This window comes from Pseudomonas sp. Irchel 3A5 (assembly GCF_900187575.1).
GTDB lineage: Bacteria > Pseudomonadota > Gammaproteobacteria > Pseudomonadales > Pseudomonadaceae > Aquipseudomonas > Aquipseudomonas folii.
In genome coordinates this window covers 23,400-38,522 of record NZ_FYDU01000016.1, presented here as the reverse complement: position 1 = coordinate 38,522, position 15,123 = coordinate 23,400, and the positions used below count along the sequence as shown (strand labels likewise).

The window sequence follows — 15,123 nt, the reverse complement described above, 5'->3', positions numbered from 1 at the left end:
GCCTCAGTGCTTTCTATCTACAACACGCTCACCAAGAGCAAAGAAGTCTTCAAGCCGCTGGATGGCAACAAGGTGCGCATGTACGTCTGCGGGATGACCGTTTACGACTACTGCCACCTCGGCCACGGCCGCAGCATGGTGGCGTTCGACCTCGTGACCCGCTGGCTGCGCTTCAGCGGTTACGACCTGACGTACGTGCGCAACATCACTGACATTGACGACAAGATCATCAACCGTGCCCGTGAAAACGGCGAGTCGTTTGACGCCTTGACGGCGCGCATGATTGACGCGATGCACGAGGACGAAGCACGGCTGAATATCCTCAAACCGGATATGGAACCGCGTGCTACCGACTACATCGACGGCATGCACGCCATGATTCAGACCCTGATCGACAAGGGCTATGCCTACGCGCCAGGTAATGGCGACGTGTACTACCGCGTCGGCAAGTTCCTCGGTTACGGCAAGCTGTCGCGCAAGAAGATCGAAGACCTGCGCATTGGCGCACGTATCGAAGTGGACGAGTCCAAGGACGATCCGCTGGACTTCGTGCTCTGGAAAGGCGTCAAACCGGGCGAGCCCAGCTGGGAATCGCCATGGGGCGCCGGGCGTCCGGGCTGGCACATCGAGTGCTCGGTGATGTCCACCTGCTGCCTTGGCGAGACGTTCGATATTCATGGTGGTGGTAGCGACCTTGAATTCCCGCACCACGAGAACGAAATCGCCCAGAGCGAAGCGGCCACTGGCAAGACCTACGCCAATGCCTGGCTGCACTGCGGCATGATTCGCATCAATGGCGAGAAGATGTCCAAGTCCTTGAACAACTTCTTCACCATCCGTGACGTGCTGGAAAAGTACTCGCCGGAAGTGGTGCGGTATCTGCTGGTTTCCAGCCACTACCGCAGCGCGATCAACTATTCGGAGGACAGTCTCAGGGAATCCAAGAGCGCGCTTGAACGTTTCTATCATGCGCTTCGTGGTTTGCCGGTTTCCGAGCCGGTGGGTGGCGAGGCGTTTGTGGAGCGTTTCTCGGCTGCCATGAACGACGACTTCGGCACGCCTGAGGCCTGTGCGGTGTTGTTCGAGATGGTTCGTGAAATCAATCGTCTGCGCGAAACCGATCTGGTGGCTGCAGCCGGTTTGGCGGCACGCTTGAAGCAACTGGCCAGTGTGTTGGGTGTGCTGCAGCTTGAAGCCGATGATTTCTTGCGCGCAGGTGCAGAAGGTCGGGTTGATGCGGCAGAAGTCGAAGCGCTGATCGAAGCTCGTCTGGCTGCCCGTGCCGCCAAGGACTGGGCCGAGTCCGACCGCATCCGCGACCAGATCACCGCCATGGGCGTGGTGCTGGAAGATGGGAAGGGCGGGACGACCTGGCGGTTGGCGGATTGATCGCTAACGGCTGACGGTGATTCCATGTTGGAGCGGTGCTTGCCCGCGATACAGGCGCCTCGGTGTTTGAGCTGAAACCGAGGCACCTGTATCGCGGGCAAACACCACTCCCAAAGGGATTGCATTCCAGTTCAACTGTCGGTCGTGGCTCAACCCTGCCTTTCCCGCAACCGCTTGTAAAGCGTATTGCGGCTCACCCCCAGGCGCTTGGCCAACTGGGAAATATTCCCGCCAGCATCCCGCAATAGCTCATCCAGGTCTTCCGTCTTGTGCAGCTGTACTTTGTCGCTGAATACTGGCGGCGCATCCTGCAAACTCATCTCCAGATCCGCAAAGAAATCATCCGGAAGATGCTCGGTGCCGATCACGTCATCATCCGCCAAGGCCAATGCCACCTGAATCACGTTGCTGAGCTGACGCAGGTTCCCTGGCCACGGGTGACGATCAAACAACGCCAGCACTTTCGGCTCGAAGCCTCGAGTCTGCTGCACTTCGCGATGCTGCTCCCAGATTCGCTGAACCAGTGCAGCCTTGTCGGTGCGTTCACGCAGCGGAGGGAGTTCGAGATTCAGCCCGCTGATCCGGTAATACAAATCCTGACGAAAGCGCCCGGCCAATACTTCGTCGCGAAGATTACGGTTGGTCGCGGATATCAATCGCACGTCCACTGGATGCAATTCGCTGCTGCCCAACGGCTGTACGCAACGTTCCTGAAGCACCCGTAACAGACGCGCCTGGACCGTCAGCGGCATGTCGCCGATTTCGTCGAGGAACAGCGTGCCCTTGTCGGCCTTGCGGATCAGGCCAATGCTGCCTTTATGGTGCGCGCCGGTGAACGCGCCTTTTTCATAGCCAAATAACTCCGACTCCACCAGCTCGGCCGGAATCGCTGCGCAGTTGACCGCTATGAGTGGCTTGGCGGATCGGGAACTGGCGTTGTGCAAGGCTTTGACGAACACCTCTTTACCCACCCCGGTTTCGCCATGGATCAGCAGAGCGATGTTCTTCTCAAGCAGCCGCTCAGCCTGACGCACGGCTTTATCGACCTTGGCGTCTCCCAGACTGACGGCAGACAGGGGCACAGTTTCCTGCACCGTCGGTTTCAGCGCGGGCTGGAAAACATGCAGGTTCAGCGGATTGCGTTTGGGGCGTTTCAATACGCCATGAAAGCGGTTGTTGCCCGAGGCCAGCAGGGAGAAGGGCAGGCCCTCAGGCTGATTGAGCAGAAAAGCCGTCGGGTTATTGAACAGTGCCTCGATGCTCGTCCGCTTCAGGCTCACTCCCAGCAGATTATCGGCGCGTCGGTTGGCGCTGATGATCCGCCCGCTTTCATCAAATATCAGCAAACCTGCCCACTGACTGTCGAGGTTGTTCAGTCCGGTGTTGAAGGTCAGCTGGAAGTGGCTGTCCTGAAATTGATCGAGGATCAGCCGGTTTTCTACCGACTGGCTCATCATTTTCACCATGCCCAGCGTGTGAGAAGGCGGCAGGAAGCTGTCGCTGGAGACATCCAGTACCGCAATCAATCGCCGCGCTGCGTCGTAAACAGGCGCCGCCGAGCCGGTCATGAAGCGGTTGGCTTTGAGAAAGTGTTCGTTGTGCTCGATGTGCACCGCCTGTTCGCAGACCAGCGCGGTGCCAATGGCATTGGTGCCCGTAGCGCTTTCGACCCAGCTGGCGCCTGCCATGAAGCCATGAGCGTGAGAGGGTTCGACAAAGCGCTGGTTGCCCCACGATTTGAGCAACTGGCCTTGATCGTCGGCCAGCATGATCAGGCAGTTGGAGTTACTCAGGATGTTTTCGTAAAAAGGCAGGATTTCCTGGTGGGTGGTGTGCACCAGCGCCTGATGGCGCTCCAGTAACTGCGATACCTGATCCTTCGGCAATTGGCCGAAAGAGGGGCTGGACTGATGACTCAGACCAAAGTCCCGACAGCGGGACCATGAGTCTCGGATGATGGCGTCATGAGCAACGGATGCACGGTGTATGGCCATGGTGGATCCTGCATGTATTTTTATTTTTTTATGGATCAGGCACGGGCGTCCAATCCCGTGCGTGCATCCAGTGTCGCTCAGGATTGTTCAAAGTCAATGTTCAGTTTGTTCAGGTGTTCAGTTTTTACTGTTCACTTTTGTTCAGCACCGAACGCCCATTAGCCTGGTGATATCGCGCCGAGGCTCTATCTCGGGCCTGTGTGTAGCAATGCCCGGTTTGGCACGATTGTCGCTATCTCCTGAGAAGAATTCGCGCACACCCTGAATAAGAACTGACAAAAAAGGGCAAGCCATGTCTTTAACGCTGGAGCACGTCAGCCGTGTGGTCGACGGCCAAACCTGGATCGATGACGCTTCGTTGAGTTTCGAACCCGGTTCTTTCAATGTCTTGCTGGGCCGTACGCTGTCTGGCAAGACCAGTCTGATGCGGCTGATGGCCGGGCTGGACAAGCCTGATCGCGGTCGCATCCTGATGAACGGCAAGGACGTCACCCAGACGGCCGTTCGCCATCGCAATGTGTCGATGGTGTATCAGCAGTTCATCAATTACCCGAGCATGACCGTCTTTGAGAACATCGCGTCGCCATTGCGGCAGGCCGGTGTGGCCGCTGACGTGATCCAGAGCAAAGTGCTGGAAACCGCGAAAATGCTGCGCATCGAGAAGTTCCTGACCCGTTATCCATTGGAATTGTCCGGCGGTCAGCAGCAACGCACCGCCATGGCCCGGGCGCTGGTCAAGGATGCCGACCTGATTCTGTTCGATGAACCGCTGGTCAACCTCGATTACAAGCTGCGCGAAGAGCTCCGTCAGGAAATGCGCGAGCTGTTCGAAGCCCGTCACACCATCGCCATTTATGCCACCACCGAGCCTAACGAGGCGCTGGCACTCGGCGGCACGACCACGGTGCTGCATGAAGGACGGGTGATTCAGAGTGGTCGCACACCTGAGGTCTATCACCAGCCGCAAACCGTGCTGGCGGCCGAGTTGTTCTCCGAGCCGCCCATCAATTTGATGCCCGGGCGCATTCAGGGCAGCGAAGTCAGCTTTGCCAATTTCGTGCATTTCCCCCTCAACGTTGACCTGCGCAAGATCGGCGATGGCAATTACCGCTTTGGGGTGCGCCCCAGCCACTTGAGTCTGGTGCCGTCAAACGACGATGACCTTGAGCTGGCGGTGACCGTGGAGCTGGCGGAAATCAGCGGCTCGGAAACCTTTCTGCATGTGCGTAACGAACATTTCCCGCTGGTTCTGCACTTGCCGGGGGTACATGCCTACGACGTTGATGCGTCTATTCGGGTGTACATCCCGACCCATAAATTGTTTGTGTTCGATGAGCAGGGCCGCCTGATTCAGGCACCCGGCTTGCGTATGGCGAGGGTTGCCTGATGGCCGAGATCCGACTGCAAAACCTCGCTCACAGCTATAGCAAACATCCGAACGGGCCAGAGGACTACGCTATTCGCGAGATGAGTCATATCTGGGAGCAGGGCGGGGCGTATGCACTGCTGGGGCCTTCCGGGTGTGGAAAGTCGACTTTGCTGAACGTCATTTCCGGGTTGCTCAGCCCTTCGGAAGGTCAGGTGATGTTCGACTCCAAGGTGGTCAACGACCTGTCGCCGGAGCAGCGCAACATTGCTCAGGTTTTTCAGTTTCCGGTGGTCTACGACACCATGACGGTGTACGACAATCTCGCTTTTCCCTTGCGCAACCAGGGCATGGACGAAAAGCGGGTGCACACCAAAGTCCATGAAATTGCCGACGTGCTGGACCTACAGCCCTTACTGAAGAAAAAGGCTCGCAACCTCACCGCTGATGAAAAGCAGAAAGTCTCCATGGGCCGTGGGCTGGTGCGCGATGACGTGTCAGCGATTCTGTTCGACGAACCGCTGACGGTGATCGACCCGCATTTGAAGTGGAAGCTGCGGCGCAAGCTCAAACAGATTCACGAGCAATTCAACATCACCATGGTTTACGTCACCCACGATCAACTGGAAGCTTCGACCTTCGCCGACAAGATCGCCGTGATGTACGGCGGCGCGATTGTCCAGTTCGGTACGCCACGAGAGTTGTTCGAAAAACCACGCCACACGTTCGTTGGTTATTTCATCGGTAGCCCCGGAATGAACCTCATTGATGTGACTCCGCAAGCGGGTGGTGTGGGCTTCGGCGATGTTCATTTACCGCTGTCCGAATCAATGCAGCAGCTCATTGCCGAGAAGCAATGGAGCACCTTGAAGATCGGCATTCGTCCGGAGTTCGTGCACGTCTGGGACGGTCCTGTGGATGACGCGCTGTGCGCCGAAGTCAGCCACGTTGAAGACCTTGGCACTTACAAGATTCTAACCCTGCGCCTGGCCGGGCAAGCCTTGAAGGTGCGGCTGCAGGAGGACAAAACGGTGCCCGTGGGTCAGGCCTGGATCAGCTTCCCGAGCCAGTGGCTGATGGTCTATGCCGACGATTACTTGCTGGAGTCAGGCCATGAATAAGGTTCAGAACAACAAGGCGTGGTGGTTGGTATTACCGGTTTTCCTGTTGGTGGCCTTCAGCGCCATCATCCCGATGATGACCGTGGTCAACTATTCGGTGCAGGACATCTTCGACCAGTCCAGCCGCTACTTCGTCGGCACCGACTGGTTCAGGCAGGTCTTGCAGGACCCTCGTCTGCATGACTCGTTACTGCGCCAGTTCATCTATTCCGCGTGTGTGCTGCTGATCGAAATTCCATTGGGGATCGCTATCGCGTTATGCATGCCGAGCAAGGGGCGCTGGTCCACGGTCTGTCTGATCGTCATGACCATCCCGCTGCTGATTCCATTTAACGTCGTCGGCACCATCTGGCAGATCTTTGGGCGTGGCGATATTGGTTTGCTGGGCTATACGCTGAACAACGTTCTCGGCATCAATTACAACTACGCGGCCAACGCATCGGACGCCTGGGTAACGGTGCTGATCATTGACGTCTGGCACTGGACGTCGCTGGTTGCGTTGCTCTGCTACTCCGGCTTGCGGGCGATCCCGGACGTTTATTACCAGGCGGCACGTATTGATCGGGCCTCCAGTTGGGCGGTGTTCCGGCATATCCAGCTGCCGAAGATGAAGAGTGTGTTGCTGATCGCCGTGATGCTGCGCTTCATGGACAGTTTCATGATCTACACCGAACCGTTCGTGCTGACCGGCGGCGGCCCGGGCAACTCCACCACTTTCCTTAGTCAGACCCTGACCACCATGGCGCTGGGCCAATTCGACCTGGGCCCTGCGGCGGCGTTCTCGCTGGTGTATTTCCTGATCATCCTGCTGGTGTCGTGGGTGTTCTACACCGCCATGACCCATAGCGAAAAGAACTGAGGAGGCGGACATGAACCTGCGCAAAATCATACCGCTGTGGATTTACCTGCTGTTTCTGCTGGTGCCGATCTATTGGTTGGTGAACATGTCGTTCAAGACCAACACTGAAATCCTCGGCGGCCTGACCTTGTGGCCGCAGGATTTCACCCTGGCCAATTACAAGGTGATTTTCACCGACGAAAGCTGGTACAGCGGCTACATTAATTCTCTGTACTACGTTTGCCTCAATACCGTGATCTCGCTAAGCGTCGCATTGCCCGCCGCTTATGCGTTTTCCCGCTATCGTTTTCTGGGCGACAAGCACCTGTTCTTCTGGTTGCTGACCAATCGCATGGCACCGCCTGCGGTTTTCCTGCTGCCATTCTTCCAGCTGTATTCGTCCATCGGCCTGTTCGATACCCATATTGCTGTAGCGCTGGCTCATTGCCTGTTCAACGTGCCATTGGCGGTGTGGATTCTGGAGGGCTTCATGTCCGGTGTGCCCAAGGAGATCGATGAAACCGCCTATATCGACGGTTATAGCTTTCCCAAGTTTTTCGCAAAGATATTTGTGCCGCTGATTGGCTCGGGCATCGGTGTGACGGCGTTCTTCTGCTTCATGTTTTCCTGGGTTGAGCTGTTGCTGGCTCGCACCCTGACGTCGGTCAACGCCAAGCCGATCGCGGCGGTGATGACGCGCACAGTCTCGGCGTCGGGCATTGATTGGGGCGTCCTGGCGGCGGCGGGGGTGTTGACCATCCTGCCCGGCATGCTGGTGATCTGGTTCGTTCGTAACCACGTGGTCAAGGGCTTTGCTCTTGGCCGGGTCTGAGGAGTCGAAAAATGGAGTGGATGTCATGGACACTGCCCACCGCGATCTTCTTCGGCAGCATTGCATTGCTGTTGGCTGGGATGACGGTGTGGGAATTGCGCTCGGCCAGTATTGAGCGTCGTGGTTTTCTGCCGATTGCCACCACCCGTGGCGACCGACTGTTCATCGGGCTGTTGGGTAGCGCTTATCTGCATCTGCTGGTGATTGGCGCGACTGACTGGAGTATCTGGGTTGCTTCAGGGATTTCTCTGGTGTGGCTCCTGGTAGTGATGCGGTGGGGTTAGAGAACGGATGAGCGCAATGCCAGGCTGATCCTGTAAGCGATATTCGAAGCGGGACTACATAAGAAACAACACTGGAGGTGTCTATGTTCAATAAGAAAAACAAGCTGCGACATAGCGTGACGCTCGCGACAATGGTGATGCTCAGCGGATTGAGCGTTTCGGCATGGTCCGATCAATATGAAGATGCGGCCAAGAAGTGGGCGGCCAGCGAGTTCAAGCCGAGCACGCTTTCCGATGCCGAACAATTGAAAGAACTGGAGTGGTTCATCAAGGCCGCCGAACCGTTTCGCGGCATGGACATCAAGGTGGTTTCCGAAACCTTGACCACCCACGAATATGAATCGAAAACCCTGGCCAAGGCCTTCACCGAAATCACGGGCATCAAAGTCACCCATGACCTGCTGCAGGAAGGTGACGTCATTGAAAAACTGCAGACCGCCATGCAGTCGGACAAAAGCATTTATGACGGCTGGGTGAATGACTCGGACTTGATTGGTACCCACTTCCGCTATGGCAAGGCGATGTCCCTGACCGACTTGATGGCAAGTCCTGAAGGCAGCAAGGTCACTTCGCCGACGCTGGATCTGAAAGACTTCATTGGCACCTCGTTCACCACGGCGCCGGACGGCAAGCTGTATCAGCTGCCCGATCAGCAATTCGCCAACCTTTACTGGTTCCGCGCTGACTGGTTTGATCGCGCAGACCTGAAAGAGAAGTTCAAGGCCAAGTACGGCTATGAACTGGGCGTGCCGGTCAACTGGTCGGCGTATGAAGACATTGCCAAGTTCTTCAGCGAAGACGTGAAGGAAATCGACGGTAAGAAAGTTTACGGTCACATGGACTACGGCAAGAAAGACCCATCGCTGGGCTGGCGCTTCACCGATGCCTGGTTCTCCATGGCGGGCAGTGGCGACAAAGGGCTGCCTAATGGTTTGCCGGTGGACGAGTGGGGTATTCGGGTAGAAGACTGCCGCCCGGTGGGTTCCAGCATTACCCGCGGCGGCGACACCAACGGGCCAGCGGCAGTGTTTGCAACCCAGAAATACATCGACTGGCTGAAAGCCTATGCGCCGCCTGAGGCCGCGGGCATGACGTTCTCCGAATCCGGGCCGGTGCCTTCGCAAGGTAACGTGGCTCAGCAGATTTTCTGGTACACCGCGTTTACAGCTGACATGACCAAAGCGGGTCTGCCCGTGATGAACGCCGATGGCACCCCGAAATGGCGTATGGCGCCGTCGCCAAAAGGCCCGTATTGGAAAGAAGGCATGAAGCTGGGTTATCAGGACGTGGGTTCCTGGACCTTCCTGAAATCTTCCGACGAGAAAAAACGTCTTGCTGCCTGGCTCTACGCTCAGTTCGTGACGTCGAAAAGCGTTTCCCTGAAGAAAACCATCGTGGGCCTGACGCCGATTCGTGAATCGGACATCAACTCCAAGGAGATGACCGCGCTGGCGCCCAAACTCGGTGGTCTCGTAGAGTTCTACCGCAGCCCGGCCCGGGTCCAATGGTCGCCTACCGGGACCAACGTGCCGGATTATCCGAAACTCGCGCAGCTGTGGTGGAGTCACGTCGCCGAGGCCGTAACCGGTGAGAAAACCGCACAGCAGGCACTGGACGGTCTGGCCAAGGATCAGGATGCGATCATGACGCGTATCGAGCGCTCCAAGGTTCAGGACGCCAGTAAGTGCGCGCCTAAAATGAACCCGGAAACCTCGGCGGAAGAGTGGTACACCAAAGCTGAGCAGAGTGGCGGCAAGTTCCTGGCCCCACAACGCAAGCTGGCGAATGAGAAGCCGAAGGGCGAAACCATCGCTTACTCTGATTTGCTGAAGAGCTGGGAAGCGGCCAAGAAGTAAGGCCTCTGCGCGATGAAAAACGGCACCCCTCGGGGTGCCGTTTTCATTTACCCCGTGACACGACGATCAGCCGTGCAGGGTCTCTGCTGCGTACAGGGTGTTTTCGAGCAGGCAGGCGCGAGTCATCGGGCCTACGCCACCCGGCACCGGCGTGATCCAGCCAGCGCGGGGCAGGGCGGTTTCGTACACCACATCGCCGACCAGCTTGCCATCGTCCTGACGGTTGATGCCAACGTCGATCACGATAGCGCCTTCCTTGATCCACTCGCCTTTGACCAGACCCGGTTTGCCAGCCGCTACCACCACCAGATCAGCACGGCCAACGTGGCCCGCCAGATCTTTGGTGAAGCGGTGGGTTACGGTCACTGTACAACCGGCCAGCAACAACTCCATGGCCATAGGGCGACCGACAATGTTGGAAGCGCCCACCACGACCGCGTCCAGACCATAGAGATCGACACCGGTGCTTTCCAGCAGGGTCATGATGCCTTTAGGTGTGCAGGGGCGCAGCAGCGGAATGCGCTGGGCCAGGCGACCGACGTTATAGGGATGGAAGCCATCCACGTCTTTGTCCGGGCGAATGCGTTCCAGCAACAGGGAGGCATCCAGATGTTCGGGCAGTGGCAATTGCAGCAGCACGCCGTCGATGTTCGCATCATCATTGAGACGATCGATCAGATCGGTCAGTTCTGCTTGTGACGTCTGGGCGGGCAGGTCGTAGGCCTGAGAGACAAAGCCGACTTCTTCACAGTCTTTACGCTTGTGGGAGACATAGACCTGGGAAGCAGGGTCGCTGCCCACCAGAATCACGGCGAGGCCGGGTGTTCGCAGGCCTTGCTCGCGACGTTCGGCGACCCGTTTGGCGATCTGCTGACGCAGGCTGGCTGCGATCGCTTTGCCGTCGATTAGTTTTGCAGTCATTACGCGTGATTAACCATCGAGAGGGATCGGAAAAGAGCGCGCATTCTCGCATGTCATCGCGCGTGGGCAAAGGCGCTTGGTCTGCATATTCTCCTAACTCCTTTATCTAACTGAATTTTTTTCTAAAAAAGAGTTGACGACCTTTAGGGTCGTCTATAAGATTCGTCGCACTTGCCGGGTACAACCCAGCACTGGTTAAGCTGGCACTGATAATCAAGTCGATGTTTAGATGAGGTTCGGTGTTGAATCAGGCGGAGCGGTTACTTAGCTCGGTGTGATTAAAAAGCCTTTTAATTTGTAATCGTTAAAGAGTACAGATTATATAAGTGCCCGTAGCTCAGCTGGATAGAGCATCCGCCTTCTAAGCGGATGGTCGCAGGTTCGAGTCCTGCCGGGTGCGCCATTAAGGCAGCTTTGGCAAGTGCAAGTAAGATGTCACGGTTACATGCAATATGGTGGGCGTAGCTCAGTTGGTAGAGCACGGGATTGTGACTCCCGTTGTCGAGGGTTCGATCCCCTTCGTCCACCCCATATTTAGAAAGGCGCCAGACTTATAATCTGGCGCCTTTGCTTTAAAAGCTTGTACGCGGATGTGGTGGAATTGGTAGACACACTGGATTTAGGTTCCAGCGCCGCAAGGTGTGAGAGTTCGAGTCTCTCCGTCCGCACCAAGATTAAAAACGCGTCACAGCTGCTATGCGGTCATGACGTTTGAGAAAAGCCGCCTAGTGCGGCTTTTTTTGTTTCAGGATTATTGTTTTTCGTCTCGCTGACCGGCCAGCCTGGCTGCCGTCGGTCGTGCGAGGTGTGCTTCGCGGAATGGAGTCGACGCTGAGGCCGGGTGCGTGATGCCTTGTGCAAGGCCGTGCCAGACGCGTTTCGGTCAGTCGAGAGTAGCTGCGGTTGCCAGTCGCTGATCGTCTGATTCCTTCCTTTATATGCGCCCTTTTTCAGTAGGGTGACTTCTTGAGTTTGACCCACTAGAATGCATGCCCTTGATTCTGGGGTCGGAAACGCCGGCTAACGTCTGTGCAACGAGGAATATCCATGCAAGTTTCTGTTGAAAATACTTCCGCTCTTGAGCGCCGCATGACCATTGGCGTGCCTGCCGAACGCATCGAGACTGAAGTCAACAAGCGTCTGCAGCAGACCGCACGTAAAGCCAAGATCCCTGGCTTCCGTCCAGGCAAAGTGCCTATGAGCGTGATTCGTCAGCGTTATGAAGACGGCGCGCGTCAGGAAGCACTGGGTGATTTGATCCAGGCTACTTTCTACGAAGCTGTGGTTGAGCAAAAGCTGAACCCGGCTGGCGCACCTGCTGTAGAGCCAAAGACCTTTGAAAAAGGCAAAGACCTGGAATACATCGCTACTTTCGAAGTGTTCCCGGAATTCACCGTTGCCGGTTTCGAGTCCATCGCCGTTGAGCGTCTGTCTGCAGACGTGGCTGATGCCGACCTGGACAACATGCTGGAAATCCTGCGCAAGCAGAACGTCCGTTTCGAAGTGGCTGATCGTGCCGCCCAGAACGAAGACCAGCTGAACATCGATTTTGTTGGCAAGGTTGACGGCGAAGCATTCGCTGGCGGCTCCGCCACTGGCACCCAGCTGGTATTGGGTTCCGGCCGCATGATCCCTGGCTTTGAAGACGGTCTGGTTGGCGCAAAAGCTGGCGAAGAGCGTGTTCTGAACCTGACTTTCCCGGAAGACTATCAGAACCTCGAACTGGCGGGTAAAGCTGCCGAGTTCACCGTTACCGTCAACACTGTTTCCGAGCCCAAGCTGCCTGAGCTGAACGAAGAGTTCTTCAAGCAATTCGGTATCAAGGAAACCGGTATCGAAGGCTTCCGCGCCGAAGTTCGCAAGAACATGGAGCGCGAGCTGCGTCAGGCCATCAAGTCCAAGGTCAAGAATCAGGTAATGGACGGCTTGCTGGCCGCCAACCCGATCGAAGTGCCAAAAGCCTTGCTGGAAAACGAAGTGAACCGTCTGCGCGTCCAGGCTGTTCAGCAGTTTGGTGGCAACATCAAGCCTGATCAACTGCCGGCCGAGCTGTTCGAAGAGCAAGCCAAGCGTCGCGTTGAGCTGGGTCTGATCGTTGCTGAAGTGGTCAAGCAGTTCGACCTCAAGCCTGATGACACCCGCGTTCGCGAGATGATTCAGGAAATGGCTTCTGCTTACCAGGAACCTGAGCAGGTTGTGGCCTGGTACTACAAGAACGAGCAGCAAATGAACGAAGTACGTTCGGTTGTGCTCGAAGAGCAAGTTGTGGATACTGTTTTGCAGAAAGCTAGCGTGACCGAGAAGTCGGTCTCCTACGAAGAAGCAGTCAAGCCGGTGGAAGCCCCACAAGCTGACTGATTTGTTTTTTCGTTAGAAAACACCTACAAGCCAGCCTTCGCGCTGGCTTGTGCGTATTCAAGAAATGACTATTTGGGAGTGAATGCGAGACATGTCCCGCAATTCTTATATTCAGCAGCACTCTGACATCCAGGCCGCCGGCGGCCTGGTCCCGATGGTTATCGAGCAGTCCGCCCGTGGCGAACGCGCCTATGACATCTATTCGCGCCTTCTCAAGGAGCGAGTGATCTTTCTGGTAGGTCCGGTAGAAGACTACATGGCCAACCTGATCTGCGCGCAACTGCTGTTCCTTGAAGCGGAAAACCCGGACAAGGATATCCATCTTTACATCAACTCACCGGGCGGTTCGGTGACGGCTGGCATGTCGATCTACGACACCATGCAGTTCATCAAGCCGAACGTATCGACTACGTGCATCGGTCAGGCGTGCAGCATGGGCGCGTTCCTGTTGACCGCGGGCGCTGCGGGCAAACGTTTCTGCCTGCCGAATTCCCGTGTGATGATTCACCAGCCATTGGGCGGTTTCCAGGGCCAGGCTTCGGATATCGAAATCCATGCCAAGGAAATCCTGTTCATTCGTGAGCGTCTCAACACGCTGATGGCCAAGCACAGCGGGCACACTCTGGAAGAGATCGAGCGTGACACCAACCGCGATAACTTCATGAGTGCAGAAGCCGCTCGTGAGTACGGCTTGATCGACGAAGTCATCAGTCAGCGTCCCGCTTAATTAAGCACCTCAAATAAGGCTGGTCGGTTGCTCTGATCACTTGCGGGCTTGAAAAAGCCCGCAATAGCCTTCATCTTGTGTTGCAAGCCTATCGGATTTGGATCGAACGAATGACTGACACCCGCAACGGCGAGGACAACGGCAAGCTGCTCTATTGCTCCTTCTGTGGCAAAAGCCAGCATGAAGTACGTAAGTTGATTGCCGGCCCCTCGGTCTTTATCTGCGACGAGTGCGTCGACCTGTGCAATGACATCATCCGCGAGGAGGTGCAGGAAGCACAGGCCGAGAGCAGCGCGCATAAATTGCCTTCGCCTAAAGAAATCAGCGGCATCCTTGATCAGTACGTCATTGGTCAAGAGCGTGCAAAAAAGGTTCTGGCCGTAGCGGTGTACAACCACTACAAGCGTCTGAATCAGCGTGACAAAAAGAACGACGACGTCGAGCTCGGCAAAAGCAACATCCTGCTGATCGGCCCGACGGGCTCGGGCAAGACGCTGCTTGCCGAAACACTGGCCCGCTTGCTGAACGTTCCATTCACCATCGCCGACGCAACCACCCTCACTGAGGCGGGTTATGTGGGTGAGGATGTGGAGAACATCATTCAGAAGCTGTTGCAGAAGTGCGACTACGATGTAGAAAAAGCCCAGATGGGCATCGTCTACATCGATGAGATCGACAAGATCTCACGCAAGTCTGATAACCCGTCGATCACCCGGGACGTTTCCGGTGAAGGCGTGCAACAGGCTCTGCTCAAGCTGATTGAAGGCACGGTCGCTTCCGTTCCGCCTCAAGGTGGTCGCAAGCATCCTCAGCAGGAATTCCTTCAGGTTGATACCCGTAACATCCTGTTCATCTGCGGTGGTGCGTTCTCTGGTCTGGAAAAGGTTATTCAAAACCGTTCCACCAAAGGCGGCATCGGCTTCAACGCAGAAGTGCGCAGCAAGGAAGAAGGCAAGAAGGTTGGCGAATCCCTGCGTGAAGTCGAGCCTGACGATCTGGTCAAGTTCGGTCTGATCCCTGAGTTCGTGGGTCGTCTGCCGGTTCTGGCAACGCTGGACGAGCTGGACGAAGCTGCGTTGATGCAGATTCTGACCGAGCCGAAAAACGCGCTGACCAAGCAGTACGCCAAGCTGTTCGAAATGGAAGGTGTGGATCTCGAGTTCCGTACCGACGCTCTGAAGTCCGTTGCTCGTCGTGCGCTTGAGCGCAAGACCGGTGCACGTGGCCTGCGTTCCATCCTCGAAGGCGTTCTGCTCGACACCATGTACGAGATTCCATCACAGACTGATGTGAGCAAGGTGGTGATCGACGAAAGCGTGATTGAAGGCACGTCCAAGCCGCTGTTGATCTACGAAAACAGCGAGCCACCTGCCAAGGTTGCGCCCGACGCGTGAGTGATACTGCTGCATGAGTAAAGAAGGGGCCTTCGGGCCCCTT

Annotated in this window: 12 protein-coding genes and 3 tRNA genes; 13 read left to right on the top strand and 2 right to left on the bottom strand. The window is 56.4% G+C overall.

From position 1 onward, the window contains the following. The first annotated feature begins 6 nt into the window (after positions 1–6). Positions 7–1,389: a cysteine--tRNA ligase gene (gene cysS / locus CKW31_RS23665; protein WP_095100644.1), complete on the top strand. Its 1,383-nt coding sequence runs from the start codon at positions 7–9 to the stop codon at positions 1,387–1,389. A 149-nt stretch (positions 1,390–1,538) separates the two neighbouring features. Here the strand turns inward: cysS and CKW31_RS23660 are convergent, their stop codons facing one another. Continuing rightward, positions 1,539–3,383, bottom strand: coding sequence for a sigma-54-dependent Fis family transcriptional regulator (locus CKW31_RS23660; RefSeq protein ID WP_095100642.1), 1,845 nt, complete (start codon positions 3,381–3,383; stop codon positions 1,539–1,541). Between the two features lie 292 nt (positions 3,384–3,675). On the opposite strand from CKW31_RS23660, the gene CKW31_RS23655 reads away from it, so the two are divergent. From CKW31_RS23655 to CKW31_RS23630, 6 genes are all read left to right on the top strand, one after another. Next, positions 3,676–4,770: an ABC transporter ATP-binding protein gene (locus tag CKW31_RS23655; RefSeq protein WP_087266302.1), complete on the top strand. Its 1,095-nt coding sequence runs from the start codon at positions 3,676–3,678 to the stop codon at positions 4,768–4,770. After that, entirely contained in the window at positions 4,770–5,870 is a 1,101-nt protein-coding gene (locus CKW31_RS23650; protein ID WP_095100640.1) for an ABC transporter ATP-binding protein, read from the top strand. Before CKW31_RS23655 ends, CKW31_RS23650 begins: the two co-directional genes overlap by 1 nt. Next, positions 5,863–6,729, top strand: a complete 867-nt coding sequence (locus tag CKW31_RS23645; RefSeq protein ID WP_095100638.1) for a carbohydrate ABC transporter permease — start codon at positions 5,863–5,865, stop codon at positions 6,727–6,729. Before CKW31_RS23650 ends, CKW31_RS23645 begins: the two co-directional genes overlap by 8 nt. A 10-nt stretch (positions 6,730–6,739) precedes the next feature. Then, positions 6,740–7,540, top strand: a complete 801-nt coding sequence (locus CKW31_RS23640; RefSeq protein WP_027898462.1) for a carbohydrate ABC transporter permease — start codon at positions 6,740–6,742, stop codon at positions 7,538–7,540. An 11-nt stretch (positions 7,541–7,551) separates the two neighbouring features. Continuing rightward, the gene (locus CKW31_RS23635) at positions 7,552–7,824 is read left to right on the top strand and encodes a DUF2160 domain-containing protein (RefSeq protein WP_095100636.1); all 273 of its coding nucleotides are present in this window, start codon (positions 7,552–7,554) and stop codon (positions 7,822–7,824) included. A gap of 83 nt (positions 7,825–7,907) precedes the next feature. Further along, entirely contained in the window at positions 7,908–9,680 is a 1,773-nt protein-coding gene (locus CKW31_RS23630) for an ABC transporter substrate-binding protein (protein ID WP_095100634.1), read from the top strand. 66 nt (positions 9,681–9,746) lie between these two features. On the opposite strand, the gene folD is transcribed toward CKW31_RS23630, so the two are convergent. Continuing rightward, complete coding sequence (folD, locus tag CKW31_RS23625; RefSeq protein ID WP_095100632.1) at positions 9,747–10,601, bottom strand: bifunctional methylenetetrahydrofolate dehydrogenase/methenyltetrahydrofolate cyclohydrolase FolD; 855 nt, start codon at positions 10,599–10,601, stop codon at positions 9,747–9,749. A gap of 326 nt (positions 10,602–10,927) precedes the next feature. On the opposite strand from folD, the gene CKW31_RS23620 reads away from it, so the two are divergent. The 6 genes from CKW31_RS23620 to clpX all read left to right on the top strand — a co-directional run bounded on the left by CKW31_RS23620 (position 10,928) and on the right by clpX (position 15,080). Then, a tRNA-Arg gene (locus CKW31_RS23620) sits at positions 10,928–11,004 on the top strand. Between the two features lie 52 nt (positions 11,005–11,056). Beyond that, positions 11,057–11,132, top strand: a tRNA-His gene (locus CKW31_RS23615). A gap of 55 nt (positions 11,133–11,187) precedes the next feature. After that, positions 11,188–11,272: transfer RNA gene (locus CKW31_RS23610), tRNA-Leu, on the top strand. Between the two features lie 376 nt (positions 11,273–11,648). Next, positions 11,649–12,959 (top strand): trigger factor, encoded by a 1,311-nt coding sequence (tig, locus tag CKW31_RS23605; RefSeq protein ID WP_095100630.1) that lies wholly within the window; start codon positions 11,649–11,651, stop codon positions 12,957–12,959. Positions 12,960–13,050: 91 nt separating this feature from the next. Beyond that, positions 13,051–13,686 carry an ATP-dependent Clp endopeptidase proteolytic subunit ClpP gene (gene clpP, locus CKW31_RS23600; protein WP_095100628.1) on the top strand — a complete coding sequence of 212 codons (636 nt, stop codon included), beginning with the start codon at positions 13,051–13,053 and terminating at the stop codon, positions 13,684–13,686. Between the two features lie 110 nt (positions 13,687–13,796). Beyond that, on the top strand, positions 13,797–15,080 hold the full coding sequence (gene clpX, locus CKW31_RS23595) for an ATP-dependent Clp protease ATP-binding subunit ClpX (protein ID WP_027897814.1): 1,284 nt from the start codon (positions 13,797–13,799) through the stop codon (positions 15,078–15,080). The last annotated feature ends 43 nt before the right edge of the window (positions 15,081–15,123 follow it).

What these genes read in the sequence shown, in the direction of transcription:
- CKW31_RS23660 (WP_095100642.1), bottom strand. Translation starts at nt 3,383, where the DNA reads ATGGCCATACACCGTGCATCCGTTGCTCATGACGCCATCATCCGAGAC.
- CKW31_RS23655 (WP_087266302.1), top strand. Translation starts at nt 3,676, where the DNA reads ATGTCTTTAACGCTGGAGCACGTCAGCCGTGTGGTCGACGGCCAAACC.
- CKW31_RS23650 (WP_095100640.1), top strand. Translation starts at nt 4,770, where the DNA reads ATGGCCGAGATCCGACTGCAAAACCTCGCTCACAGCTATAGCAAACAT.
- CKW31_RS23645 (WP_095100638.1), top strand. Translation starts at nt 5,863, where the DNA reads ATGAATAAGGTTCAGAACAACAAGGCGTGGTGGTTGGTATTACCGGTT.
- CKW31_RS23640 (WP_027898462.1), top strand. Translation starts at nt 6,740, where the DNA reads ATGAACCTGCGCAAAATCATACCGCTGTGGATTTACCTGCTGTTTCTG.
- CKW31_RS23635 (WP_095100636.1), top strand. Translation starts at nt 7,552, where the DNA reads ATGGAGTGGATGTCATGGACACTGCCCACCGCGATCTTCTTCGGCAGC.
- CKW31_RS23630 (WP_095100634.1), top strand. Translation starts at nt 7,908, where the DNA reads ATGTTCAATAAGAAAAACAAGCTGCGACATAGCGTGACGCTCGCGACA.
- folD (WP_095100632.1), bottom strand. Translation starts at nt 10,601, where the DNA reads ATGACTGCAAAACTAATCGACGGCAAAGCGATCGCAGCCAGCCTGCGT.
- tig (WP_095100630.1), top strand. Translation starts at nt 11,649, where the DNA reads ATGCAAGTTTCTGTTGAAAATACTTCCGCTCTTGAGCGCCGCATGACC.
- clpP (WP_095100628.1), top strand. Translation starts at nt 13,051, where the DNA reads ATGTCCCGCAATTCTTATATTCAGCAGCACTCTGACATCCAGGCCGCC.
- clpX (WP_027897814.1), top strand. Translation starts at nt 13,797, where the DNA reads ATGACTGACACCCGCAACGGCGAGGACAACGGCAAGCTGCTCTATTGC.